Genomic DNA, 25,771 nt, shown 5'->3' with positions numbered 1-25,771 from the left:
AATAAATATTGTGTAAAATTCAATTGCGCACAACTTAATTTCGTGAGCTAAATATAGCATGCAGCTAAGCTTATGTCAATAAGGTTCATTACAATACGGTCCGGGTAAAAATAGTCAGGAAAGCAAGCTTGGAAATGACCGCCAGCACTTGGTATACTTGAGGTTGGGCTAGAACACTGGAATGGGGGAATTAAAATGGACTATATTCGTATTACAGGAATCAATGATCCGTACTTTCGACAAATGCATGATCTGATGAAATCGGTTTTCCCATCGGAGGAAGTGCTGGAATACAACCTTTGGGCAGAGCCATTGAATGATCCGGGTATTCGTGTATTTGTCGCCGTTCATGAAGGAGAGGTCGTCGGTGCTACAGAATACCGCTACTATGAGGATATGAAAGTAGCGATGACCGACTTCACCATAATTGGCCGCGAGGGGCTTGGAATTGGACCCTTTTTAGTGAAAAATCGAACCGATGACATTATGCTCTTAGTAAAAGCGGGAAGCGGAGAGCTGCTTGGCATGTTTGCTGAGATCTATAATCCCTATTTAGCACAAGACTATAGCTTTGGGGGAGTAAAGGCGATGGACCCGTTCGTGCGGCGTGAAGTGCTTGCTCATCTAGGCTATCGCAAACTCGATTTTCCGTATGTTCATCCTTCCTGGCATAATGACGGCGCTGCTGTGCAAGAGCTTGATTTGTGCTTCATGCCGTTTGGCGAGGGTGCTTATGATGTGGAAAGTATTGTCGCGGGAACTATTACCAACTTCCTGGAGAGATACTATGAGGTTCTGCCCAATAAGCCTGAGCAATGGTACCGGATGATAGAGAAGCTGAAGGTGAGCGACCCCGTTCGGTTGCTGCCTTTGTAGGAGTTTGATTACCCAATAAAAAAGGCAACCGTCATGTCAATAAACATGGCCGGTTGCCTTTTGTTGAAATTTCCTCTATGGGGCATTCATAAAAGGTTTTTTCTCTTTAAGGGTATAAGTCATCTTCGAGGGCTCTGTTTGGAGTAGCCACTGATCGAACGCGTCTTTGTAGACATCGCATGTGATTTCATAAACGACGGATTCCACAGGTGAAATTGTGATGCCACGGTCGTTTTTAACAGCTTTGGAAACCGTAATATCAGCAGTAAACTTGACCTTGGCTGCTGCTCCAGAGGCATTCATGGTGATTTCGTTTATTATGATTCCGTTATTTTTGATTCCGTCACCACTTGTGATGGACATGGCTGCTTGAATAAAGCTGCCACTGTGGGTGACATTGTCGATAAGGCGATGAATTCGTTTTTGCGGGTCTGTCTCGAATTGTACCTGGATCGACCTATCCGATTCGTTCCAAACAAGATCGGCACCGGCTGCTTCACTTACAAATCGAAGAGGGATAAAGGTGCTTTCATTCTCTAGTAAAGGCGTTACATCCAGATAATAAACGGTGTCATTCACCATTGCCGTTCCGCGATTGATAGATAAAGAAATACTTAAACCGCCTTTGATCGCTGTTGCTGTTTGCTTTCCCGCATCCCACGTCACCAGAAAGCCCAATTTCTCAAATAAGGCCCGCATAGGAACCATAGTGCTGCCTTCCCTAATAAATGGAGATTGATCCCACTGCTGCAGTTCCTGCTGAATATATATATGAATCTTTGAAGATTCCTGAGCGCTGACTGGAGCAGGAATGATCGCTATCAACATAGATAAAACAAGAGCAAATGAGGCTAAACGAATTTTTTTTATTCCACGCATGTAAGCCATTCCTCCTGAGAACTTTGCTTTTAAGTTAAAGTTTGATGGGCCAACTGTAACGCTTTTATTACCTCCGCAAGCTCCTGCTTATTCCAATGAAGAGTGATATACCGGGAGCGGTAGCCTCCACTGCTCACTTCGAGCATAGCTGTCTGTTTCTCGTCATCCACAACGAGCGTAAGAGCATCGCTTTCGTACATCGTAATCCAAGTCATCGGCAGAATTCCTCCATGTAATGCGAATAAAGGCCAAAGTAAGCAATTCAACAGAAGATCACGAAATCCTTTTATTAAAACCTTACAAAATATACCATGTCATGCATCATCGGGAATTGTTGACGGTTTCCCTTTTGCTGTTTTTTTGGTATCTTGTCAATAGCAGCTTGCACTTGCACGGTCATGCAAAAAGCAAATAAAGTAAGCGGAAGGGGCATCAAGGATGGCAGAGTCTTTAATATCGATCATCATTCCTACGTATAACAGGCTCGGTTATATCTCTGAGTTGATTGAATCATTATGGAGGCAGACCTATCGCCATTTGCAGATCATTGTAGTCAATGATGCCGGTGAACCAGTTGATGTGATAAAAGAGCTTTACCCCGAGCTGGACATAACAATTGTTAATATGAATCAAAATTTAAAGCATGTCCACGCAAGGAACCGAGGGTTGGAGCTTGTGAAGGGCGATTACATTATGCTGTGCGATGACGATGATCTGCTAATTCCAACCCATATCGAACGGATGCTGCAGGAAATTGCGGACGCAGACCTGGTTTATTCAGATGTCGAAATATTCGACTACATTCTACAAGGTAATACGCGGAGGGCGACGGAGCGTTTCGTCTTTGCCTATGAGCATGATGAGAAAGCGATGAGGCGATTTTCGACTTTCGTATCTTCGGGGTGCTTGTATAGGAGGGCCTTGCACGATCGGCTGGGACCGTTCGATACGGAGATGTACCATTACTGGGATTGGGATTTTTTCCTTAGATCGGTTGAACTTTACAGGGTGAAGAGGGTTCCTGTAGCCAGTGCTCTGTATGCTTTTTCCCAGCAAGGTGGTAATATGTCGGGACAGCATGAGGATATGAGACCTTATTTGGACAAGCTGTCTGCTAAGCATGGACTTGGTGAATTGCCCACGAAAAATTTCTTCGTGCTGCTAGAGGAGCCTGAGGTCAGAAGCCGCAAAGCGGTCACAGAAATCGTGTGGGATGGAGAGCCGATTGTATCGAGGCTTGCGAATAAGCTGGCACAAGTGGAATAGAGGACGCGGATTGAGCGGATAGATAGGGTTTAGAACTTGGCTGTTAAGGGGGACGTATTATTTTGGTTGGCACGATAGAGCAAGCGGAAGCTTTGCTGAAGAAGTACTATGGCTACGGAAAATTTCGGGATGGGCAAAAGAAGGTAATCGCCAGTGTGTTGGATCAGCAGGATACGCTTGGTATTATGCCAACTGGCGGGGGTAAATCGATTTGCTATCAGGTGCCAGCGATGCTGCTGAACGGTACGACAATTGTCGTTTCGCCGCTCATCTCGCTGATGAAGGACCAAGTGGATGGCCTCGATAGTATCGGAGTGCCAGCAACATACATTAACAGCTCACTGTCCTATGCGCAGGTGGAGCAACGCATCCGCAAGGCGAGTCAGGGCGAATACAAGCTGCTATACGTTGCGCCAGAGCGGCTGGAGTCGGAGCGCTTTGTAGACCTGCTCACTAATCTGGCTGTGCCTATGGTAGCGGTGGATGAGGCCCACTGCGTATCGCAGTGGGGCCATGATTTCCGCCCAAGCTACCTGGCTATCAGCCGGCTTGTGGATAGCTTGCCGACTCGGCCTATCGTGGCGGCGTTCACAGCAACTGCGACGGATCAGGTGCGAGAGGATATCGTCAAGCATCTGCAGCTGAGAGAGCCGCAGATGTTCGTGACGGGCTTCGCACGTGAGAATCTCGCCTTCTCGGTAATCAAAGGCGAGAATAAGCGGGATGTGATGCTTGATTACATCCGCGGGCATCAAGATGAGGTGGGCATCGTGTACGCAGCCACCCGTAAGGAAGTGGACAACCTGTATGAGCTTTTGCGCAAGCAGAAGGTACCTGTAGGCAAGTACCACGCGGGCATGACCGATAAAGAACGAGCTGAGGCGCAGGAGAAGTTTCTATATGACGAGATTCGCGTCATGGTAGCAAGCAACGCTTTTGGCATGGGTATCGATAAGTCCAATGTGCGGTATGTCATCCATTACAATATGCCCAAAAATATGGAAGCCTATTATCAAGAGGCGGGCCGCGCAGGGCGGGATGGAGAGCCTAGTGAATGTATGCTGTTGTTCAGCCCGCAGGATATTCATATTCAGAAGTTTCTGATTGAGCAGTCCATTGGAGATAACGAGCGCCAAGCGCAGGAGTATCGCCGCCTGCAGCAGATGGCGGACTACTGCCATACGTCGCAGTGCCTGCAGCGCTATATTGTGCGCTATTTCGGCGACGACGTGGAGGATTGCACTCGCTGCAGCAGCTGCAGCACCGAACGGCAGCTGACGGACATCACGCTGGAGGCGCAGAAGATATTCTCATGCGTGCGGCGGATGCGGGAGAGATTCGGAGCAACGACAGTAGCGTCAGTACTGAAGGGCTCCCGCAACAAGAAGGTGCTGGAGATGGGCTTCGATGAACTGACAACCTACGGTCTGCTTAAGGACCGTACGGAGAAGGAGATCGTCGACCTGATTCAATTGCTGGTTGCCGAGGGCTACCTCCTGATCACCGACGGCAAGTATCCGGTGCTGCGGCTGCAGGCTAAAGCCCAGGCGGTACTCGCAGGCAGCGAGCGTGTGGTGCAGAAGCTGCGCATCAAGCCGGAGCCGGCGGCCCGCGAAGTCGAAGCGGAGTTGTTCGACGAGCTTCGCAGGCTGCGCACGGAAATCGCGAAGCGCGAGGGCATCCCGCCATACATTGTATTCCCGGATAGCACGCTGCGGGATATGTGCGGGATTAAGCCGACCAATCCGGCGGCGATGCTCAAGATCAAGGGTGTTGGGGAAGCGAAGTTTTTCAAGTATGGAGCGTACTTCATCGAGTTTTTCAAAAACTATAACGGGTAGAGGTGTGATAGACTGTGGCGAAGCAGAAATATTACGTGGTATGGGAAGGGAAAGTACCCGGAATTTACACCTCATGGGCAGAATGCCAAGCGCAGACGAATGGCTACCCGCAGGCGCGGTTTAAAGCTTATGAGAGCGAGGCGGAAGCCAAAGCCGCATTGTCCCGCGGCTGGAAAGCCTCCTTCGCTGGAGCAGCCAAAGCGACTGCTTCATCCAGCGGGAGCGGCTCTGCCAAAAGCGGAGCAGCCGCAGGGAAAGGGAAATCCGCTGCTGCTCCCAATGGGGTGCTTCCGCCTGAGGTCGTGCTCGACAGTATTTCTGTCGATGTGGGTAGTAAGGGCAATCCCGGCATCGTTGAATATAAGGGTGTGGATACGCGGACCGGAGAGATTATATTTCAGCATCCTCCGATCTCGAAGGGAACGAACAACTTGGGCGAGTTTCTGGCAGTTGTTCATGCTTTGGCCTACCTGAAGCAGAAGGGCAGCTCGATGACCATCTATAGTGATTCGGTAACAGCAATGAGTTGGATTCGCAAGAAAGAGGTATCAACCAATCTGCCGCGGGATGCATCGACGCAAGAGATATGGACGCTAGTCGACCGCGCTTTAGCTTGGTTGCACAATAATACCTACAGCAACAAAATTATCAAATGGGACACGAAGGCATGGGGCGAGATCAAAGCCGACTATGGCAGGAAATAAATCCAGTGGGATTAACTGAAGAATAGGGAAATGTGTGTGTGGCTATCAACTTTCTCCAAACAGCTTCTCCTAGTCTCCAACCAAATGACAGGTTGAGGAACTGAAATGCGCTATTTTGCTGTGCACACGTAAACATTCAGATGAAACGGAAGTACGATCACTTATTTCCTTGTAATGTGGCAATTTCAGCCTATTGTAGAGGAATTAACGCATCGTAGTTCCGTGACTTCATGAATTCACAGTGTTATAGGACAAAAAAAGGGAATGACGTTCCGTTTAAGTGTGAGTTGGAGCAATCCCAAAGAAATAACTCAATCGATGAAAGGTTCGCTCCTGCTGGTCCATCCAGTTCACGAACACAAACGGCTCTCGTACGCATAATGTTCTTCTCCAAAGCTTGATGAAACCGAGGATTGTTCACTATCTGATCGAATAGAAATTCTATTTCTGAAGCTAGATCTGACCAAGAAGCGATATTTTCCTTAGCTGCACTCTGAACCAGCATGTTAACCGCCCACTTTTATTGAATCTAGCCGCGCATTTCGGTTTTCTTAACGGTAGTCTCTAAATCAGACCTCTTCCAATATAATTTGCTGATACAGCCTGCTTGCCAAGCTCTTTTGCCCATATGGATAGTTGACCGACGTGGTGGATTTCATGTGCAATCAGATGGCGTAATACTTCCCCGAAAGTATAATCGTTGCCCCCGGCGGACTTCACAATTTTAGTTTCCATATCAGATGTCCATTCACTTAAGTAATCTGAGACCTCAGAGTGATATAACCCGGACAATTCCTTCAAAAGGCCCAAGGTCTTATAATCTTCGAAGTCAGGCAGCAGATCGGGAGCTCCTTTTAATGCACGAATCCAACTATATTCCACATCAATGATATGAAATAAAGTTTTTAAAGGAATTCCCAAGCCTCCATTACGCACTTGAAGCAATTCCTCCGTAGAAAAAGATTCGCACCAATTAAACCATTCTTGCCTTATTTGCCAATTGTATTTAAAAAGTAATTGCATATACAATCCCCCCCTTTAAACGGTTAACCACATTTTACTATAGTGCTCGAAGAAAGAAAGAGTATTTTGGCGAAATCGGGAGCATTTCTTGGCTAATACAGCCCTCTCGTGCTTAGAATAGCCGTATATGGCATGAAAAATAGTGGTAACTCGTTTATAATCGATGACAGTGAGCATCGGACCCGGCAATCCTGAGAGCGGAGCGCTAAACAGACAACAGAATAGGAGAGGGTTTTTCTTGTATTTGCAGTACATTAAACGAGGTTTCTTTGGCAATGTCCGAAACGATGTTTTATCAGGTATTACAGTTGCTTTAGCACTCATTCCTGAAGCTATCGCATTTTCTATTATGGCGGGCGTTGACCCTATGGTAGGGCTGTACGCTTCATTTACAATCGCTGTAACTATTTCTATTGTTGGCGGCAGGCCGGGCATGATCTCGGCAGCGACAGGAGCGATGGCCTCCTTGATGGGCCCTATTATAGCCAAGTATGGGTTAGATTATTTGTTCGCCGCAACGATATTGACCGGATTGCTGCAATGGATACTTGGGATTTGTAAAGTGGGGCGCTTTATTACATTTGTCCCTCATTCCGTCATTATCGGGTTTGTGAATGCTCTTGCTATTATTATTTTTATGGCTCAGCTTCCTAATTTTATCGGAGAGTCTTGGCCTATGTACCTTATGGTAGCAGGAACGCTTGCGATTATTTATCTGCTTCCTTTAGTAACCAAGGTGATACCGTCTGCATTGACAGCCATCATTGTAATTACGGTTATTGCAATTGCCACAGGCTCTGATGTCCGCACCGTGGGGGATATGGGAGAGATTAAGCAGGCACTGCCGTTTTTTCATATTCCGCAAATTGCCTGGACATGGGAGACGCTGTTTATCCTGCTTCCTTATTGTTTAGCGCTGGCTGTTGTGGGCTTGACGGAATCGCTGCTGACGGCAACTATCGTGGATGAGATGACAGAGACGAAAAGCAATAAAAACCGTGAGGTGCGCGGACAAGGGATCGCTAATATGATCACCGGATTCTTCGGCGGTATGGCAGGCTGTGCGATGATAGGACAGACGGTTATCAATGTTAAATCGGGCGGCAGAACCCGGCTGTCCACCTTAGTTGCCGGTCTATTCCTCTTATTCTTGATCCTTGTGCTGGGAGATATCGTGAAGCAGATTCCGATGGCCGCATTGGTAGGAGTAATGTTCATGGTATGTATCGGTACCTTTGATTGGGGCTCCATTCGAACGCTGGGTACGATTCCGCGCGGTGATGCTGTTGTTATGGTATTGACCGTTGTAATTGTCGTTGTGACCTCTGATTTGGCAATTGGTGTTGTGTCCGGAGTTATCTTAAGCGCGCTAAATTTCGGCTGGAAGATGGGAAGCTTGCGCTGTCAGGATCAGATGGATGAGCAAGGACGTAAAGTTTACCGCATCTCAGGCCAGCTCTTTTTTGGGACGATGATGCATTTTATTGAACTGTTCGATCACCATGCAGATCCGGATCATATCGTGATAGATCTTAGCGCATCACATGTGTGGGATCACTCCGCTATAACCGCTATTTCTAAAGTGACTCAGAAGTATGCCGGACTAGAAAAAACGGTCACGATTACAGGTCTGAATCAAGAGAGCCAACGCATTATGGATCAGGTCGGTCTTTCCGGTTCTTCTTCGCACTAGACATAGCAAATGTAATGTGCATACAAAAGGATTTATCGAAATCCTTCGAGAAAGATAGGCAACTTGATTTATTCTGATATTAAAAAAGGCAGCCCCGAAACCCATAGCTGGGACGAGAGGCCGCCTTTTTTTCAATTAAAAGTATAAGGTTATACTAGGCATCGCTCAATCTGGACAAACGCACTCGTCCTTTGAGGAATGGCGTAGCTGTTACTTGTGCCGATGGCGCAATAATTATTTATCGTGGCGGTCGATATGTAGACGAGGCTCCGTGTTGGATGTTGTGTCTTTGTAAATCTCTTGCTCTTGGCTTTCCAAAGGAAGACTGACAAGCGTCCATTCTGTTTGCCCGTTTGTTGGGTCAAAAGGGAATTCGTCACCTCGTTTTAATGTCTCCTCACGGCCCCATTCATTCTCATAGATGCCGGTCGTTTCAACTTCTTCACCCGAAACCGGCTGCATGCTTTTATTGTCTGCCATATGATGAACTAAACCTCCTTATATTTATATCAAGAAATAGTATGCCCGACTTCTATGGAGTTATGAGGGAAGAAGAGGCTTGGAGGTAAATCTGCGCTTTCCTTAACGTTCAAAAAGAGTATACTAAATAGGAAATTACAGAAGGAATGTGTTGGTGCAGATGGGAGAAAAATAACAAAATGGCATTGTGGGGAACAATAGTTAATGCGGCTGCGATCATTGTCGGGGGGCTGCTAGGGCTGGTGCTTCATCGGATGAGTGAAGGTATACGGACGACCGTTTTACAAGGGATAGGCTTGGCACTATTAGTGTTAGGGGTATCCATGGCATTGAAATCGACGGACTTCTTGCTTGTTGTAGCTAGTCTTGTGGTTGGCGGAATAGCAGGGGAACTGATGCAGGTGGAGCGGGGGTTAGAGCGGCTTGGTGGTCAATTAGAACGGGGTGTTCATATGCTTTCGGGACTTTGGCCAAAGAAAGTGGACACGCCGCCGTCAAGCTCGGAGATCGCTAGCAAGCAGGAGAAAAAGGTGCAGGGACGAATTGCCGTAGGGTTTGTCAATACAACGCTGATTTATTGCGTAGGCGCTATGACTATTCTGGGCGCACTCGACGGCGGGCTTCGCGGTCAGCATGATATTTTGTACACGAAGGCGATGCTAGACGGATTTTTATCTATTATTTTTGCCTCGACGTTGGGGGTCGGCGTCTTGTTCTCCGCTATTCCTGTTTTCCTGTATCAAGGTATGATTGCGCTTGCGGCATCCGGGATTACAGAGCTTATCGAGCAGACTTTGCTTAACGAAATCATAACTCAACTGACAGCGGTCGGAGGAATATTAATTATGGGGCTAGGCCTTAATCTGCTAGAAATACGCAAAATTAATGTGGCAAACCTCCTGCCTTCCCTTTTAGTGGCCGCATTGGCCGTGCCTTTCGTCCATTGGGTGGCAACGTGGTGAACGGGAGTATACATAAAGGATTCATTGAAAAGGTTTAAGAACAGGAAGCCCTCGATGGAGGAATGAGGGAGCCGTGAACAATCGTCACTTTTAGTGAGGAGCTGAAAACGGCTTTTTTTATGGAAATAAGGGAACGCATGTGCTATAATTGATTTGTTAATTGGTTGTTTTTCCCAAATAGTCAGCATGAGAGATTCATTTTAATCATAAATTCCTGTGCTAGGCAACCCAGAATATGGTATCTTTCAATAGGAGCCAACATTGAACCGAACATCATATCAATTATTTGGAAATATTAGTTATGTTTACAAAATCAGCTTTCCGTAAGGAAGCTTTCAGGAGGGCTTGACTGTGTCTTTTATTGGAAGATTGTCGTGGTTTTTTCAGCAGCAGTGGGGAAAATACGCTTTGGCTATTATACTGATGGCAACCGTAAACATATTAGGCATTATACCGCCGAAGATGATTGGTAACGTAATTGACCAGATTCGTATCGGCGGGCTATCAGCGGAAACGCTTCGGAATAATGTCCTGCTGCTTGTTGGCTTGGCCGTATTGATTTATATCATGGTTTATATATGGGTAACAACATTATTTGGAAATTCGATTTTGCTCGAAAAGCTGCTGAGAGGACGTCTGCTGCAGCATTTGACGCGAATGTCGCCGTCTTTTTTCCAGAGAAACAGCACAGGTGAATTGATGGCACTGGCGACGAATGATGTACTGGCGGTCAGTCAGACGGCCGGCTACGGAGTAATGACGCTTGTTAATACGTTAGTAGGTACAGCGGTAGTCCTTATTACGATGGTCTCATTGATCAGCTACAAGCTGATGCTTGCTGCGCTCATCCCTATGCCGTTTCTCGCACTAGTAATCAGTGTGCTTGGCAAAAAGACACGTAAGCATTTTATCGCCGCGCAAACGGCTTTTGGTAAAATGAATGATCAAGCGTTGGAGTCGATCTCGGGAATGCGGGTTATCCGCTCTTATGTCCAGGAGGAACAGGATATAGCCGCATTCGATCAAGTGACGAAGGACGTTATGAACAAGAACAGGAAAGTGGCGGCTGTCAACGCGCTATTCCATCCTTCTATTGCACTTATAGTTGGGTTAAGCTATGCGATTGGCATAGGATATGGTGCTTACATGGTATTTCATAACCAAATTTCGTTGGGGCAGCTCATTTCGTTCAATATTTACCTCGGTATGTTGATTTGGCCGATGATTGCGTTCGGTGAATTTATTAATATTTTGCAGCGCGGAAACGCCTCGGTTGATCGACTGACAAAAGGCTTCCAACAGCAAGCTGATGTGCAGGATGCTGAGATGACTATAACCGTAGAGGTGCCAGGGCAGATCACAATGGATCGCTTAAGCTTCCGATATCCTGGGGCTGTGCATGACAGTCTAAGGGACATATCGCTCCAGTTGGGGCGCGGACAGACGCTGGGCATTGTAGGCCGTACAGGCAGCGGCAAAAGCACGCTGCTTAAGCAGCTGCTGCGGCAGTATCCGGTTGAACCGAATCGCTTGTTTATTTCTCAGGTACCTGTGGAGCAGATAGGGCTCTCGCAGGTGAGAGGCTGGATCGGCTACGTACCTCAGGAGCATCTGTTACTGTCGAAATCCATCCGAGACAACATCGCGCTAGGATTACCGGAAGCATCGGAGGAAGCCGTGTGGAAGGCCATTGAAATGGCATCCTTCACTAAGGATATCGATCATTTGCCAGATGGCTTGGAGACTATTGTAGGCGAGAACGGAGTCATGCTGTCAGGGGGGCAAAAGCAGCGGGTAAGCATTGCACGTGCCCTGATGACGGATCCTGAGATTTTGATCCTCGACGACTCGCTATCGGCGGTTGATGCCCGGACGGAGAGCGCTATATTAGCTAATCTGCGTAGAGAGCGATTGGGAAAAACAACCTTCATTGCAACGCACCGACTCTCGGCTGTAGTACATGCGGATTGGATTCTAGTGCTGGATGAAGGAACAATCGTAGAGGAAGGCACACATGAACAGTTGATGCTTCTGGGCGGCTGGTATAAGGAACAGTTTGACCGCCAGCAGATGGAGGCCAGCTTGAACGGAGTGTAAAGAGTAGCTTGCCAAACGCAGCTTGAAAGGAAGTGAATTATGAAGGCTAAACAAACAGTAGCTAGGCGCTTAGCGGCTTATGCCATGTTGTATAAGTTTCGAATTGCAGCAGCATTATTGGTGCTATGCTGTGCTGTAGGCGCGGAGCTTGCGGGGCCTTTCATCGCCAAAACTATTATCGATAAACATATTAGCAGCGTACAATTGCCTTGGTATGAGGCGAGTGCTGGCAAGCAGCCTCCGATGGGCATGAAATCGGTAGGGATTGCCGGCAAAACCTATGTGAGAAGCGACTGGCTCTCCTCGCAATCGGCTGAGGACAAGGCAACTCTTGTGGGAGCGTGGAAGGAAGTACGATTTATGCAGCTGGAGGGCGGCATGTACTTAATTGACGCCACGGAACAATTCGATGGAAATTGGTCGTTGTCCTCAGAGAGAATGGTAGGAGAAGATCAAGCAACCGTTGTGGTGAAAAGAAACGCTACAACGACCGAGTCCTTTCCAGCAAAACGGCTTAGTGTTACAGAAGTAGGGGCGTTGTACCAATATGAGGTAGGAGCTATTATTCGATGGTTGGGGCTGTTCATAACTCTGCTCTTAACTGCCAGTATGTTGCACTATATACAGGCATATACGCTTCAATCTACGGCGCTGCGGATTATTCAACGGATGCGGATGGATCTGATGCGGCACATTCAACGAATTCCAGTCCGCTTTTTTGACAATACGCCGATAGGTCAAGTTGTCACCCGAATTGCTAATGATACAGAGGCTATTCGTGATTTATTTATGAGCTTTATGGCGACATTCGTTGTTAGCTCGATCAATATTTTGGGTATTTATGTAGCCTTGTTTTTGTTGGATGTGAGACTTGCTTTAGTTACCTTAGTATTCATTCCGTTGTTTACAGTGGTAATGTGGGTTCATCTTAAATTCTCCAAAAAATATATAACCATAATGCGGGCACGACTCAGCGAAATGAACGCAATGATCAGCGAGTCGATTGCTGTTATGCCGATACTTCAAGCATTCCGTCAGGAAAAAGCAAGGCTTTCTGAATTCGAGGTGCTTAACAATGATAGGTATCGCAGCAATGTGAAGCAGTTCCGAGTTTTTTCGCTTTCATCCCGTAATTTCTCAGGCCTCGTAGGGGCGTTATTTACCGCAGGAACGATCTGGTATTTTGGCGGACAGTCATTGCAGACGTCAATATCTTTCGGTGTGTTCTATGCTTTCATCGATTATTCCGGCCGATTCTTCCAGCCTATAATTGGCATTTTTGATCAGCTAATGAATGCACAGCGAGCCGTGGTTTCAGCGGAAAAGGTGTTTTATTTGCTCGACTTGGAAGGTCAGGAGCTCGAAGATGCTGTTGGTGTTGCAAGACCTGAAGGGCATGTGGCCTTTGATAATGTGACCTTCGCTTATAAAGAAGGTGAGCCGGTACTGCGTGGTATTTCGTTCGAGGCGAATAAGGGAGAGACTGTAGCCTTGGTTGGGCATACCGGTTCGGGTAAAAGCTCGATTATGAACCTGCTGCTAGGCTTTTATGAGCCTTCTGATGGCGAGATAAGAATTGACGGACGCAGTATAGCAGGGAAATCGAAGCAAGCATTGCGCAAGCATATGGGCATAGTATTGCAGGACCCTTTCTTATTTGCGGGAGATATTAAGTTTAATGTGAGTTTGTATAATAAAGACATCGACGAACATAAGATCAAGCAAGCACTGACTGATGTCGGCGCATCTTCATTTATTGAGAAGCTGCCAGGCGGATACGATGAACCGGTGGTAGAACGCGGGAGCACTCTATCGGCCGGACAAAGACAGCTGATCTCTTTTGCACGGGCCTTGGCTTTTGATCCGGCTATCTTGATCCTCGATGAAGCAACAGCCAGTATCGACAGCGAGACAGAGGGCTTGATCCAGCAAGCACTTAAGGTAGTTAGCAAAGGAAGAACGACCTTCATCATAGCCCACCGTTTGTCGACGATCCGTGATGCCGATTTAATTCTTGTTCTGAATCGTGGCGAGATTGTAGAGCGGGGCTCTCATGATCAGCTGATGCAGCTGCAAGGACGTTATTACCAAATGTACCAGCTGCAAAAGGGCGGGGAGAACGAGCTTGTAGAGCGCTTGGTGTGAGTTGGGGCGGTTCATGCCGAACCCAATTGAGCTTCAAGTGGATACGATTAATGAAAAGCATAGGAACAGGAGACCTTTCATTCCGTATAAATTGTGGAGTGAATGGTCTTTTCTGTCCTTACTACATTGTTTGATTTTTTGAATAAAGGGGAAATAGATATTAGGGAGGGTTGAAGGGCAAACTTAGAGAAGAGCTCTATTAAGGGATAAGGCTAAGCGGAGGGGAAAATGAAGATAAGATATAAGAATTTAGATAACGTTACTAATAAACAGTCGATCATGCAAGTATACAAATGGATGAAAAAGAAGAAAAAGATGTCGAGATCTTATTATATCCAACATCATTCGGCTATTGACAAACATTTTTTGCGTCAAAATAATTCAAAGACGACGATTACCTGGATAGGTCATTCCACGTTTCTTATCCAGATGGGAAAGACGAATATTATTACGGATCCCGTATATGCTAATTCTATGGGCATCCGCAAAAGGCTGACTAAGCCGGGTATACCTTTCGCAGAGCTGCCTCCAATTGACATTGTACTTATTTCTCATGCTCATTATGATCACTTGAATTTCCCAACCATAAAAAGAATTGGGCAGAATGCTCAGTATTTACTTCCTATAGGACTCAAAGCTCTGTTTGAACGCAAACAATACCATCATTCTACAGAGTTGGCATGGTGGGACAGCAAGCGATTGAACGGAATTGAATTTACGTTTGTTCCCGCGCAGCATTGGACAAGAAGGACACTTTTCGATACTAATACCTCTCATTGGGGAGGGTGGATTATTAAGAATGGAGCAAGCGGTGAAACGGTTTATTTTGCAGGTGATAGTGGATATTTTAAAGGGTTTGAATTGATTGGAAAAAGATTTTCAATTGATTATGCGCTTTTGCCAATAGGTGCTTATGAGCCCGTTTCTATCATGAAAATAGCTCATATGTCACCGGAGGAAGCGGTGAAGTCCTTTATTGACTTAAAGGCAGCATCATTTATCCCTATGCATTATGGTACCTTTAAGCTGGCTGATGATACGCCGGAGGAAGCTTTGTTAAGGCTTAAAGCAGAATGGAAGAGACAGAAGTTAGATGAAGCAGAACTAAAAATTCTGTTGCTGGGGGAAACGTTGATCCTGTGAATAGTAACAATGTCAGATGATGTATCAAACAACACAACAAAACACAACACAACACAACAAAACCTCCAAAGTGCCATTTAAAGTGGACTTCGGAGGTTTATTTGATTTGATTTTTTATTCAAGCTTCGATCAACGTTGAGATAACATGCTAGTCCTTTGAGAATGCCACAGCGTTGGAACTCATTTTATTGTGATCTGCGTGTCATCTGCTGCCAGACGGAGCCTTCAGCGGCATGACCGCCCTCAATTCTCTCTATTGCCATTTTGATTTGCATGCGTATTTCAAACTCAGCATCATTCTCGACTTCATGAAGCGCAGCAAGGGCCTGATCATCGCCGACCTCATAGAGAAACCGGGCAGCACGCCAGCGAACCAGCTTGTTCGGGTCCTTCAACGCTTGTATCATCGCTGAAGCAGCAGCGGGATCACCGATGTCGGATAGCGTATCGCCTGCGGTTCTCCGAACAGATGCAGATGAATCCTTCAGCGCACGGTATAAATAGGGCAGCACTTCTGGCTCCTTCAGGTCACCGAGGTATACGGTGGCCAGCCTTCGAATCGATGATTTCTCGTCATCGAGTGCATGAATCAACAGCGACAGCGTCTCGGCGGACGGCTTTACCTGCTGAAGCGCCGCATAGCGCTGCTTCCAGTCAGGGTCAGCCAGCTGCCGCTGCAGCTCCCCAGGGCTTAGCGCTGCACGCCCTGCAGACCTTACAGCGGCGGCTCCCTCGACGGAGCCGCCGTTCAACTGCTGCTGCGCCTGCTCTATAAGGTGCAGCAGGCGGGCTTCATCGTAGGTGGCGTCAATTTCCTGCGCCACCTCATCGAGCACTTCCTTCAGCTCGCCGTAGCGAATCCCCCAATCCTCGAGCGAACGCTCCTTGATGAGATTGGGGGATGCCGCTGCCGCCTGGACGGCGGCCTGGCTGAAGCGATCGGGCAGAGCGGTGCGCTGCTGCTCGGCTCCGCTCTGTACGCGCACCTGCAGCGGAATGCCACGAAAATGCTGCAGCAGCACCTGCACCTCGCCGAAGGCTGAATCGCTATCAGCAGATGCACCAGCTAGAGCAGCATCCACACCAGCAGCTTCTCCGCCAAGTACTTCGCGCACCTGAGCGAGAATGTACTGCCAATCGGCTTTGGCCGTACGATCGACCGCTATAAAATCAGCTGCATGATAGATGCTTTTTACGCCTTCAATGTTTAGCAGCTTCTGAATGAAAACAGGCGTCTTGGCTGAAGCTGCTTGTTCGAGCGTATAAGTTATTCTGACCCCGTCAGCCAGCCGTTCGCTCAGCTGTACTTTCATTGTATTGGGACTGGGGGTGGGTTCTATGGATACAATTTGCATAAAGGATCATTCCTTTCCTATGAAAAAAAAGACCGTTTAGCTCGGCGATGCCGGTTTCGGTCTTCTTTTTCGTAAACTATGTTGAAAATCTTAGTCTTTGTCGATCAGATTACGGTGTAGATAATTATCATCAAGGGTTTTGGTAAGATCAAATACGGTGTGCGCTAAGTCCAGGTTTTCAAAAATATGCTCGCATTGATCCTTATATGCCATTTCATCTTCGAAATGAGACATGTAGCGCTCAATTAACTCCGGTGAGTCTCCACGATCTTCTTCGCGTTTGAGGATGGTCTGCTTGTCGGCGTAAATAAAGACTCGGACTGCTTTCGTATCATACAGCTTTTTTACGGCGTCTGCACCAAAACGGTTGAGGATTAAGTAAACAGCTCCATGTTTTTGCAGAGTGTTTACAATATCTTGCCCTTTAACACCGTATAAATTACCGTCAATCTCAATTACCTCGATAAACTCGTTGTTCTTTTGGTCTTTGGAAAAAACCTCATGGGATACAAAATGATAGTCCTGTCCATTTACTTCCGCCGATCGGGGAGTTCTTGTCGTGTACGAAATTACCTGTTTCATGCCTAATGTGTCGCCTGACATCTGGGCTACTGTCTTGCGGCCTGCGCCATTGGGTCCGGTAAAAATAAAAATAACATCTTCTTCTTTTAACTCGTACATGGATACCCCTCCTTGGAAGTTTGATACAAAAGTGGTGTGTACTTCATTTTACCTGTTTTGATTGGATAGGTAAAGGACATTTACAGGATTACCACACTGAGTATTTCCAAAGATATAGGTAAAATATGTGCATCATACTGTGAAAACTATAGAACAGCTTAAACAGAAACTTAAGCTGTTCTATTTAGGAATCAGCAGCAGCTTAACGTTTTCTAGTTCCGCGTGGACCGGAATTGCTGCCTCCGGTCCGAGGCTTGCCACCGCTTGGGCCTTGGCCTCGCTGACTGTCTCGTCCGCGTCCGGCTGCTCCGCCGCCAGATGTAGGACTGTCACCGCGCCCACGTCCGTTGCCCGTCGCTGCTTTAGCGTTACGCTGTGCTTCATGCTTCGTAGTCCATGCACCTGCATCGCGCCCACGTCCCGCATTAGCAGGGCCGCGTGATGCCGCTCCAGCTCCGCGTCCGCGGCCAGCGTTAGCGCCGCCGAAGTCGCTGCCGCCCTCGCGCTCGCCGCCGGCAGTGCGCCAAGGCGTTGCACCAGCTGCGCCGCGAGCACCCGCCGCCCCGCGCCCGCCAGCACTAGCTCCGCGTCCGCGGCCAGCGTTAGCGCCGCCGAAGTCGCTGCCGCCCTCGCGCTCGCCGCCGGCAGTGCGCCAAGGCGTTGCTCCAGCTGCGCCGCGAGCACCCGCCGCCCCGCGCCCGCCAGCACTAGCTCCGCGTCCGCGTCCAGCATTAGCGCCGCCGAAGTCGCTTGCGCCCTCGCGCTCGCCGCCGGCAGTGCGCCAAGGCGTTGCTCCAGCTGCGCCGCGAGCGCCTGCCGCCCCGCGCCCACCAGCACCAGCCCCGCCGAAGTCGCTGCCGCCCTCGCGCTCAGCAGCCGCGCTTCGATCGGCTCTAGCCTTTGCCCAAGGTGACGTTGGAACTTCGCTACGTGTCCCAGCGGCTCCACGCTCGCCTCCGCGTCCAGGACCCGCACTTGCTCCACGTCCAAAACTAGTGCCGCGCCCAGTGCTTGATGTGCCACGTCCACGTCCGCCCTCACGTCGAGCAGAGTCCCCGCCGCGAGCAGCGCCGCGTCTTCCGCGTTGAGCGGAATCACGATCACCCCGTGTGCTCATATCTACCCTGTCGTCTTTGTCCGAAGCTCTGCGACCTACAATGTTCCCGCGACCGCTGGTCCGAGCTTCACTCAGCTCACCATCAGCTTTGACAGTCCGTCGAGGCAGCTCTGCATTGATTCCTTGCTCAATGGCTTCAAGTGTACCTAGATCATGCTGGGTTACCATTGTGACAGCCATACCGCGTTGTCCAGCTCGTCCTGTCCTTCCAATACGATGGATATAGCTTTCTACATCATGAGGCATGTCATAATTGAATACATGGGTAATCCCCTCAATATCCAGTCCGCGAGCCGCAATTTCAGTGGCTACCAGGAGTTGGATTTTGGCGTCCCGAAATCGTTTCATTACTTGCTCACGCTTGGCTTGAGTCAAATCGCCGTGGAGCTCATCGGACGAGTAGCCCATTTCACGCAAAGCCTCGTTAAGCTTGGCCGCTCTCAGCTTAGTACGGCAGAAGATCATAGCTAGATAAGGGTTGTATTCGTCAATCAAACGAACCAGAGCTTCTTGCTTACCGCGATCCGTTGTTTTGATGGCAATTTGTTCGATCTCGGTCAAAGTGACCTGTTTGGTTTTCACTTTAATTTCCTGCGGCGTTTTCATGTAGCCTTTTGCTAAGTTGCGAATGGGTCCTGGCATTGTTGCTGAGAACAACAGGGTTTGTCTTTTAGGGGAGGTTTGAATAATAATTTCCTCAACATCCTTCAAGAAACCCATATGCAGCATTTGGTCCGCTTCATCCAGCACAAGTGTAGATATACGCTGAAGTTGAACGGTGCCTCTACGTAAATGGTCAAGCAAGCGTCCAGGCGTAGCGATAATCAAGTGGATGCTTCCCTCGAGTTTTTTAAGCTGGCGTTCTACATCCTGTCCGCCGTATGCAGCCAGTACACTTATTCCTTTAAGTGGTGCCCATCTTTGAACCTCGCTAGTTATTTGTATAGCCAGTTCGCGTGTAGGTGTAAGAATGAGCGCTTGGGTGTAGCTTTTTTTAGGATCCAGCTTCTCCAAGATAGGCAGCACAAAAGCTAAGGTCTTACCCGTGCCTGTTTGCGCTTGAGCAATGACATCATCTCCAGATAACACTACTGGGATAGCTTCTTTTTGAATCGGAGTAGGCTCTGTATACCCTTGCTGGCTTAACGCCTCCGTCAATTCACTGCTAATGCCGAGTGAGGCAAATACATTTTTCATTATTTTAATCTCCTTATTTACCGTTCATTCCATTCCATACAAAGCATGAATAAAACTCACGTTCATTTCCCATCATACTCACTTAAGAATATTCAGGTTCTACCCTGCATTCTACAGGAACCCGGGGGAAAAAGAAACCAGTCGATCCGCAGCAAAACCCTCTGCGTTTCTTCATATTATATATGAAGGAAAACAGAGGGAGAGTGGAAGTCCCATTCTATAGCTACTTCGTATGTTTTAGAACGGTGGCTTGACCGGCCTCGAAATCTGACAGACGAAAACAATTTGTTAATACCTATTCACTCAAGAGGCTACTACTCCAACGCCTCACAAAGTGACCTCCGAGAATATAGTTGTCTTTCATTGTGCCGAGGCCATGTCCTTATTAGCCATGCTTGTAAACTGTCTTTAACTAGCCTTCCGATTTTGTAGGAATAGTAGGCTGTGTGCCAAAAATATACTCCGACATGGCATCAAATTCACTAACATAAGGGGTTAAATCACGGCCTTTCCATGCTTCTTGGGCGAGTTTATTTAGCTCGTTGATATAGTCTCGATGAGCAGATATATATACATCAGTCACCGTCGGCTGAAGAGAACGAACTTTTTCAGCAATTTTCTGCTTGAACAGATGTGTGATTTGCTCATGATGCTGTACGGTTTCGTATGAATTTGTACCGGTTGCCAGCTTGTTGGGATCTGCATAATCGTTAAAAGGAGCAGCGGGGTTGTATAATCCACGAACCGTTCCCCCATTATTCGTTTCTCGGGTGCTGCTCTTTGTGCCAGATGCCGTATTATCAATGATAATGGCAACGTAAGCCGTATTATCCGCCATCATAACAATAGCGCTGTTAACCCCATTCATGGCAGCGACTTGATCCGACAAAAACTGATTCAATTCGAGTCGGGTATGCTTATGTGAAACTATAGTATATTGCTGCGCTGTCTGATAAGCTCTCGAGGTATCCTGGCGGTGTTCATCCCGCTGACTTCCGTAATTACTGGCGCTGTTGTAATCATACGTACTGAAACAGCCGCATAAGCCGAATATTGAGCTTGTACAAACAATTCCTAGAATAATCCGGTTAAACCGCATAAAAGGGCCTCCTTACCTCTTTCTTCGAATGGACTCCATATACAATATATTCCTTTAAAAACTGCTTTTGCGGGCATTGAATTCTATATGTAGGATTCATCAAATCAAGGTAATTATACATAGAGACTAAATCACATTTTCTTGCATAAAACTCTTTGATTATGGAAATAAAATACGAGAGACATAATTGAAAAAACCAATGGGGGCGCAGGATTGAGAACAATTTGTGAACTTCTCCAGATTCATTGACAAAAAAGGGGTACGTATTTATAGTTAATAATGGTGAATAGGTTCATTGACAATATATGACCTTTTGTTCGAAAAATATTAGCTTTAGAGGTGGGATTGATAAGATGAATCGATGGCAAAATCTGTGGCGTTTCATCCCTCTTTTCGGGTTGATGATGTTGCTTTTAACGGGGTGTGGAAGCGATACGATTTCAGCCTTGAGACCTAGAGGACCTGTGGCCAGAGACCAGCTATTCTTAATGAAGCTGAGCTTGGGTATCATGATCGTGGTTGTTCTGGTTGTTTTCGCGATTTACATTTATGTATTAGTGCGCTTTCGTAAGAAAAAGGGCGATAAAGACATCATTCCAAAGCAGGTTGAAGGTAGTCACACACTGGAAATCATTTGGACCGTTGTTCCGATTATTCTATTGCTCATTTTGGCTGTGCCTACAGTCAGTTATACAATTAAGCTGTCCGAGAACCATATTCAGAACAAAGATGCAGTTCATGTTAAGGTAACGGCGCATCAATTCTGGTGGCAGTTTGATTATCCGGAGCTTGGAATTGCAACAGCTCAGGATCTAGTTATTCCAGCAGGTAAGAAGATTGCATTGGAAGTTACCTCTGCTGACGTGCTTCACTCCTTCTGGGTGCCGTCACTTGCCGGTAAACAGGATACTAACGTTGGGATGACCAATGTTATGTATTTCGAAGCTGATGACGCTGCTGTATTTTTAGGTAAATGTGCGGAATTGTGTGGAGCTTCGCATGCATTGATGGATTTCAAAGTAGTGTCTAAGAGCGATACAGATTTCACTAAATGGGTAGATAAAATGAAGACGCCTGCAGCAATTCCTGCAGAGGCCAAAGCCGGCGAACAAGTATTTAAAGATAACTGCTTGTCCTGTCACGCGGTTAACGCGCAAGGACTTGGTTTTGGTCCTAACTTGAATGGGTTTGCGACGCGTGAAATGATTGCAGGTGTTCTAGATAAAGGTACTAATAATGATAAGAACTTGCATGATTGGATCAGTAATCCACAAGAGGTGAAGCCTGGTAATAAAATGCCTGCATTTGGCCCTACTGGCGCACAACCACTGAAAGAACAACAGATTAATGATTTGATTAAATACTTAAATGCATTGAAATAATGAACATCTTGGTAAAAAGGAGGTAAATACGTTGGCTCACTCTCACACTAGAAAGCAGTACACCGGATTGATGGATTGGCTCACTACCGTTGACCATAAGAAAATCGGTATTCTTTACTTGATTTTTGGCGGATTCTTTTTCTTGCTCGGCGGTCTCGAAGCTGTCTTGATCCGGATTCAATTGATGTTTCCTGATAATAAAATCTTTATCGGCGATACATTCAACGCGTTAACTACTATGCATGGTACAACAATGATTTTCTTTGCCGCCATGCCTATAATCTTTGCATTTATGAATGCAATTGTGCCTCTACAGATCGGTGCACGCGACGTTGCGTTCCCTTTCGTGAATGCACTTGGTTTATGGCTGTTCGTCTTTGGTGGTATTATGTTGAACGTAAGCTGGTTCCTAGGTGGCGCACCTGCTGCTGGTTGGACAGCTTATGCGCCACTATCAAGCATCGTTGACACAACGTCAGCGTATCATGGGGTTGACTTCTATGTTGTAGGTCTCCAGATAGCTGGGTTAGGTACGCTGATCGGGGGTATTAACTTCCTTGTAACGATCATCAACATGCGTGCGCCGGGTATGACCTACATGAGAATGCCGTTGTTTACTTGGACGGCGTTCATTACTTCTGCACTGATCCTGTTTGCTTTCCCTGCGATTACAGTAGGCTTGGTTCAGTTGATGTTTGACCGTTTGTTCGACGGGGCCTTCTTCGAAGTCAGTCGAGGCGGTAGTCCAGTGCTTTGGGAGCATATATTCTGGATCTTCGGTCACCCAGAAGTATACATTCTGATTCTTCCGGCATTTGGTATTATTTCAGATATCGTAAGTACTTTCTCCAGAAAGCGTCTGTTCGGATACAGCTCCATGGTATTTGCTTCAGCGTTGATCGGATTTTTGGGCTTTATGGTTTGGGTCCATCACATGTTTACAACAGGGATTGGTCCTATAGGTAATGCTATCTTCGCTATTGCAACAATGGCGATCGCGGTTCCTACGGGGGTTAAGATCTTCAACTGGCTATTTACGTTGTGGGGAGGACAAATCACGTTCTCGACAGCTAATATTTTTGCAACAGCTTTTATCCCGACGTTCGTTATGGGTGGTACAACAGGGGTTATGCTTGCAGTTCCTCCAGCTGACTACCAATACCACGATACTTATTTCGTAGTAGCGCATTTCCACTATGTTATCGTTGGTGGTCTTGTATTGGGCTTGTTCGCTGGTTTATATTACTGGTGGCCAAAAATGTTCGGACGTATGCTTAACGAGAAATTAGGAAAACTACATTTCTGGACGTTCTTCATCGGCTTTCACCTGACGTTCTTCCCGCAGCATTTCTTGGGCTTGATGGGAATGCCGCGCCGCGTATTTACATACCAGCCGGGCGTTGGCTTGGAAGAAGGTAACATGATTAGTACTGTAGGTGCTTTCCTGATGGGAATCGGAACGATCGTATTCTTGATCAATGCATTCGCATCGCTTCGTTCACCAATTAATGCTCCTGCGGATCCGTGGGATGGACGTTCCTTGGAATGGTCAATTCCATCACCGCCACCGGAGTACAATTTCAAACAAACTCCGCTTGTACGCGGATTGGATGCTTTCTGGAAAGAGAAAATGGCAGGCAACAAAGAGATGACACCGGCGGAGCCGATCGGATCGATTCATATGCCTTCACCATCTATACTGCCACTAACGTTCTCAATTGGATTCTTTATTCTAGGCTTTGGATTTATGTACCATAATTATGTAGTAGTTGCTGTTGGGGCTGTTATCATGCTGGGAAGTATGTTCCTGAGGTCCGTTTATGATGACAAAGGATTCCATATTGAACCTGAAGAGCTGGAAGATAAGGGGGTTAAAGCATGAGTGTACATCATGAAGTAGGTGGTGCTCTGCCACCTCATGCGGAAACCGCAACTTTGGAAGGCAAGAATAAAGTAATGGGCTTCTGGCTCTTCCTTGGCGGAGAATGCGTATTGTTCGGTATGCTGTTTGCTTCTTTCATCGCATTGCGCAATCAAGTACCGGATGGACCGACTGGCCAAGAAATTTTCCAATTAAGTATTGTAGCTTTATCGACATTCATATTGTTAACAAGCTCTTTGACCAGTGTGTTTGGAACTATGGCATTGCACCGCGGTAATTTGAAAATGCTGAATTTCTGGATGATCATTACCGTGTTGCTTGGCTTAGGCTTCTTGGGCTTAGAAATTTACGAATTTGTTCACTATGTGCATGAAGGCCACGTATTCTCGAAGAGTGCATTTGCTACTTCGTTCTATACACTTGTAGGCTTCCATGGTGCGCACGTAGCGTTCGGGATATTGTGGATTTCACTGTTGATCATTTCTTCCTTTAAAAAGGGTCTTACAGTCGTAACGGCGCCGAAGTATTATGTTGCCGGTCTGTATTGGCACTTTATCGACGTAGTTTGGGTGTTTATCTTCACTGTAGTGTACTTGTTAGGGAAGGTGGGACCATAAATGAGCAGCCATCAGCATACATCAGACGCTGGAAAGCGGCATAAGTTAGAAGGCCCTAGAAATCACTACGTGTCCTACATTGTTTCGATTGTTTTAACTATGCTGGCTTTCGCTGCAGTCTTGTACGGAGGCTTGGACCATTCGTTTCTGATCATATTTCTGGTAGGCTTGGGTTTAGTGCAAGCTGTCTTCCAATTAGCCTTTTGGATGCATATGAAAGATAAGGGACATCTTCTTCCAATCGTTGGATTATTGTTCGGATTTTTCATTGCTTTAACAGGCGTAGTAATGGCTGTATACTGGGTTTGGTGGTAAAAAAAATAAGAGGTGGCTTGTAGCAATGAAGCCCCTCTTTTTTTTACAAAACTTTGCACTATTTTTCACAAATTAGTAACAAGTAGAGGGAAGATTGCTACAAGGAAGGAGAGGTTGACATGGATGCAAGTCAAATGGGGCATATGGGACACACAGGAAGTGGCGCTTTTTCAGAATTTGCTGCCTTATGGAGTCCCGGTTGGATCCTCGTTGTTATCATTGTGGGTTGGTTATATGCTATGGCGGTTGGTCGTTGGAGGCAGCAATTTGAAGAGTCATCACCTGTTGGGATAGGTAAGCAGCTCTATTTTTATATAGGTTTGCTGTTGTTTTACGTAGCTGAGGGAAGTCCGCTGTATTATTACGGGCATCATTACAGCTTTAGCGCACATATGCTGCAGCAATCCATATCGTATTTGGTAATGCCGCCGCTGCTCCTATTGGGCTTACCAGGATGGCTACTCAGACCGGCGCTTCGTATAAAAGCGATTCATTTACTCATGAAAGGGTTCGCGTCTCCAGTGATTTCGTTATTCCTGTTTAACCTGATTTTCTCCCTGTATCATATTCCGGTTATCATGGATTATTTAATGGCGAACCCTCTGATGCATACGTTGTATAGCATAATCTTCATGCTTGCTGCATTTCAAATGTGGTTTCCTGTATTCTGTCCACTGCCCGAGTACAACCGGATGAATGAACTTCGAAGAATGGCTTATATCTTTGTCAATGGAATTCTCTTGACACCTGCATGCGCACTGATTATTTTTGCGGAAGAACCGATCTATGCTTCCTACAAAGGAATATCTGAGCAGTTCTTATTTATGTCCGTATTGAATGATCAGCAGCTAGGCGGAGTTGTAATGAAAATTATTCAAGAGATTGTTTACGCCATTGCATTAGGCTATACCTTCTTCCGTTGGTACCGTAAGGAACGCAAGCAGGAGGAAGAGGAAGAATTGGCGCTTGAAGGATATGTTCAGCCGCATCCCAACATGAACCAGGCTTAAATTATTT

Annotated in this window: 23 protein-coding genes; 14 read left to right on the top strand and 9 right to left on the bottom strand. The window is 46.8% G+C overall.

Annotated features, from left to right (window positions below):
* Positions 1–195 precede the first annotated feature (195 nt).
* Positions 196–876, top strand: a complete 681-nt coding sequence (locus GC093_RS10360; RefSeq protein WP_171651795.1) for a GNAT family N-acetyltransferase — start codon at positions 196–198, stop codon at positions 874–876.
* A gap of 75 nt (positions 877–951) precedes the next feature.
* Here the strand turns inward: GC093_RS10360 and GC093_RS10355 are convergent, their stop codons facing one another.
* Positions 952–1,755 carry a copper amine oxidase N-terminal domain-containing protein gene (locus tag GC093_RS10355; RefSeq protein WP_171651794.1) on the bottom strand — a complete coding sequence of 268 codons (804 nt, stop codon included), beginning with the start codon at positions 1,753–1,755 and terminating at the stop codon, positions 952–954.
* 29 nt (positions 1,756–1,784) lie between these two features.
* The gene (locus GC093_RS10350) at positions 1,785–1,970 is read right to left on the bottom strand and encodes a ligand-gated ion channel (RefSeq protein ID WP_171651793.1); all 186 of its coding nucleotides are present in this window, start codon (positions 1,968–1,970) and stop codon (positions 1,785–1,787) included.
* 223 nt (positions 1,971–2,193) lie between these two features.
* On the opposite strand from GC093_RS10350, the gene GC093_RS10345 reads away from it, so the two are divergent.
* The 3 genes from GC093_RS10345 to rnhA all read left to right on the top strand — a co-directional run bounded on the left by GC093_RS10345 (position 2,194) and on the right by rnhA (position 5,566).
* Positions 2,194–3,021 carry a glycosyltransferase family 2 protein gene (locus tag GC093_RS10345; protein ID WP_171651792.1) on the top strand — a complete coding sequence of 276 codons (828 nt, stop codon included), beginning with the start codon at positions 2,194–2,196 and terminating at the stop codon, positions 3,019–3,021.
* A gap of 62 nt (positions 3,022–3,083) precedes the next feature.
* On the top strand, positions 3,084–4,862 hold the full coding sequence (gene recQ, locus GC093_RS10340; protein WP_171651791.1) for a DNA helicase RecQ: 1,779 nt from the start codon (positions 3,084–3,086) through the stop codon (positions 4,860–4,862).
* A 14-nt stretch (positions 4,863–4,876) separates the two neighbouring features.
* Positions 4,877–5,566 carry a ribonuclease H gene (gene rnhA, locus GC093_RS10335; protein WP_171651790.1) on the top strand — a complete coding sequence of 230 codons (690 nt, stop codon included), beginning with the start codon at positions 4,877–4,879 and terminating at the stop codon, positions 5,564–5,566.
* Positions 5,567–5,810: 244 nt separating this feature from the next.
* On the opposite strand, the gene GC093_RS10330 is transcribed toward rnhA, so the two are convergent.
* Together GC093_RS10330 and GC093_RS10325 are read right to left on the bottom strand one after the other, a co-directional pair.
* The gene (locus tag GC093_RS10330) at positions 5,811–6,071 is read right to left on the bottom strand and encodes a hypothetical protein (RefSeq protein WP_171651789.1); all 261 of its coding nucleotides are present in this window, start codon (positions 6,069–6,071) and stop codon (positions 5,811–5,813) included.
* A gap of 59 nt (positions 6,072–6,130) precedes the next feature.
* Positions 6,131–6,589, bottom strand: a complete 459-nt coding sequence (locus GC093_RS10325) for a DinB family protein (protein WP_171651788.1) — start codon at positions 6,587–6,589, stop codon at positions 6,131–6,133.
* A 163-nt stretch (positions 6,590–6,752) separates the two neighbouring features.
* Here GC093_RS10325 and GC093_RS10320 point away from each other — a divergent pair, with 163 nt between their 5' ends.
* Positions 6,753–8,282, top strand: coding sequence for a SulP family inorganic anion transporter (locus tag GC093_RS10320; RefSeq protein ID WP_171651787.1), 1,530 nt, complete (start codon positions 6,753–6,755; stop codon positions 8,280–8,282).
* A 234-nt stretch (positions 8,283–8,516) separates the two neighbouring features.
* On the opposite strand, the gene GC093_RS10315 is transcribed toward GC093_RS10320, so the two are convergent.
* Complete coding sequence (locus GC093_RS10315) at positions 8,517–8,762, bottom strand: hypothetical protein (RefSeq protein WP_171651786.1); 246 nt, start codon at positions 8,760–8,762, stop codon at positions 8,517–8,519.
* A gap of 179 nt (positions 8,763–8,941) precedes the next feature.
* On the opposite strand from GC093_RS10315, the gene GC093_RS10310 reads away from it, so the two are divergent.
* From GC093_RS10310 to GC093_RS10295, 4 genes are all read left to right on the top strand, one after another.
* On the top strand, positions 8,942–9,724 hold the full coding sequence (locus GC093_RS10310) for a DUF554 domain-containing protein (protein WP_171651785.1): 783 nt from the start codon (positions 8,942–8,944) through the stop codon (positions 9,722–9,724).
* A 351-nt stretch (positions 9,725–10,075) separates the two neighbouring features.
* The gene (locus GC093_RS10305; protein ID WP_312886495.1) at positions 10,076–11,821 is read left to right on the top strand and encodes an ABC transporter ATP-binding protein; all 1,746 of its coding nucleotides are present in this window, start codon (positions 10,076–10,078) and stop codon (positions 11,819–11,821) included.
* 39 nt (positions 11,822–11,860) lie between these two features.
* On the top strand, positions 11,861–13,966 hold the full coding sequence (locus GC093_RS10300; protein WP_171651784.1) for an ABC transporter ATP-binding protein: 2,106 nt from the start codon (positions 11,861–11,863) through the stop codon (positions 13,964–13,966).
* 228 nt (positions 13,967–14,194) lie between these two features.
* Positions 14,195–15,109 carry an MBL fold metallo-hydrolase gene (locus GC093_RS10295; protein ID WP_171651783.1) on the top strand — a complete coding sequence of 305 codons (915 nt, stop codon included), beginning with the start codon at positions 14,195–14,197 and terminating at the stop codon, positions 15,107–15,109.
* A gap of 185 nt (positions 15,110–15,294) precedes the next feature.
* Here the strand turns inward: GC093_RS10295 and GC093_RS10290 are convergent, their stop codons facing one another.
* From GC093_RS10290 to GC093_RS10275, 4 genes are all read right to left on the bottom strand, one after another.
* On the bottom strand, positions 15,295–16,464 hold the full coding sequence (locus tag GC093_RS10290) for a conserved virulence factor C family protein (protein WP_171651782.1): 1,170 nt from the start codon (positions 16,462–16,464) through the stop codon (positions 15,295–15,297).
* A gap of 90 nt (positions 16,465–16,554) precedes the next feature.
* Positions 16,555–17,145: a guanylate kinase gene (locus tag GC093_RS10285; RefSeq protein ID WP_171651781.1), complete on the bottom strand. Its 591-nt coding sequence runs from the start codon at positions 17,143–17,145 to the stop codon at positions 16,555–16,557.
* Between the two features lie 202 nt (positions 17,146–17,347).
* Positions 17,348–19,459, bottom strand: a complete 2,112-nt coding sequence (locus tag GC093_RS10280) for a DEAD/DEAH box helicase (RefSeq protein WP_171651780.1) — start codon at positions 19,457–19,459, stop codon at positions 17,348–17,350.
* 412 nt (positions 19,460–19,871) lie between these two features.
* Entirely contained in the window at positions 19,872–20,558 is a 687-nt protein-coding gene (locus GC093_RS10275; protein ID WP_171651779.1) for a YhcN/YlaJ family sporulation lipoprotein, read from the bottom strand.
* A 353-nt stretch (positions 20,559–20,911) separates the two neighbouring features.
* Here GC093_RS10275 and coxB point away from each other — a divergent pair, with 353 nt between their 5' ends.
* The 5 genes from coxB to GC093_RS10250 all read left to right on the top strand — a co-directional run bounded on the left by coxB (position 20,912) and on the right by GC093_RS10250 (position 25,764).
* Positions 20,912–21,940: a cytochrome c oxidase subunit II gene (gene coxB / locus GC093_RS10270; protein ID WP_171651778.1), complete on the top strand. Its 1,029-nt coding sequence runs from the start codon at positions 20,912–20,914 to the stop codon at positions 21,938–21,940.
* Between the two features lie 31 nt (positions 21,941–21,971).
* Positions 21,972–23,822 (top strand): cytochrome c oxidase subunit I, encoded by a 1,851-nt coding sequence (gene ctaD, locus GC093_RS10265; protein WP_171651777.1) that lies wholly within the window; start codon positions 21,972–21,974, stop codon positions 23,820–23,822.
* Entirely contained in the window at positions 23,819–24,439 is a 621-nt protein-coding gene (locus tag GC093_RS10260; RefSeq protein ID WP_171651776.1) for a cytochrome c oxidase subunit 3, read from the top strand. Before ctaD ends, GC093_RS10260 begins: the two co-directional genes overlap by 4 nt.
* Positions 24,440–24,754: a cytochrome C oxidase subunit IV family protein gene (locus tag GC093_RS10255; protein WP_171651775.1), complete on the top strand. Its 315-nt coding sequence runs from the start codon at positions 24,440–24,442 to the stop codon at positions 24,752–24,754.
* A gap of 119 nt (positions 24,755–24,873) precedes the next feature.
* Positions 24,874–25,764 (top strand): cytochrome c oxidase assembly protein, encoded by an 891-nt coding sequence (locus GC093_RS10250; protein ID WP_171651774.1) that lies wholly within the window; start codon positions 24,874–24,876, stop codon positions 25,762–25,764.
* The last annotated feature ends 7 nt before the right edge of the window (positions 25,765–25,771 follow it).

It is taken from the genome of Paenibacillus foliorum, from assembly GCF_013141765.1.
Lineage (GTDB): Bacteria > Bacillota > Bacilli > Paenibacillales > NBRC-103111 > Paenibacillus_S > Paenibacillus_S foliorum.
Note: the sequence above shows the minus strand (reverse complement) of the source record. Positions and strands in the feature narration are given on the sequence as shown.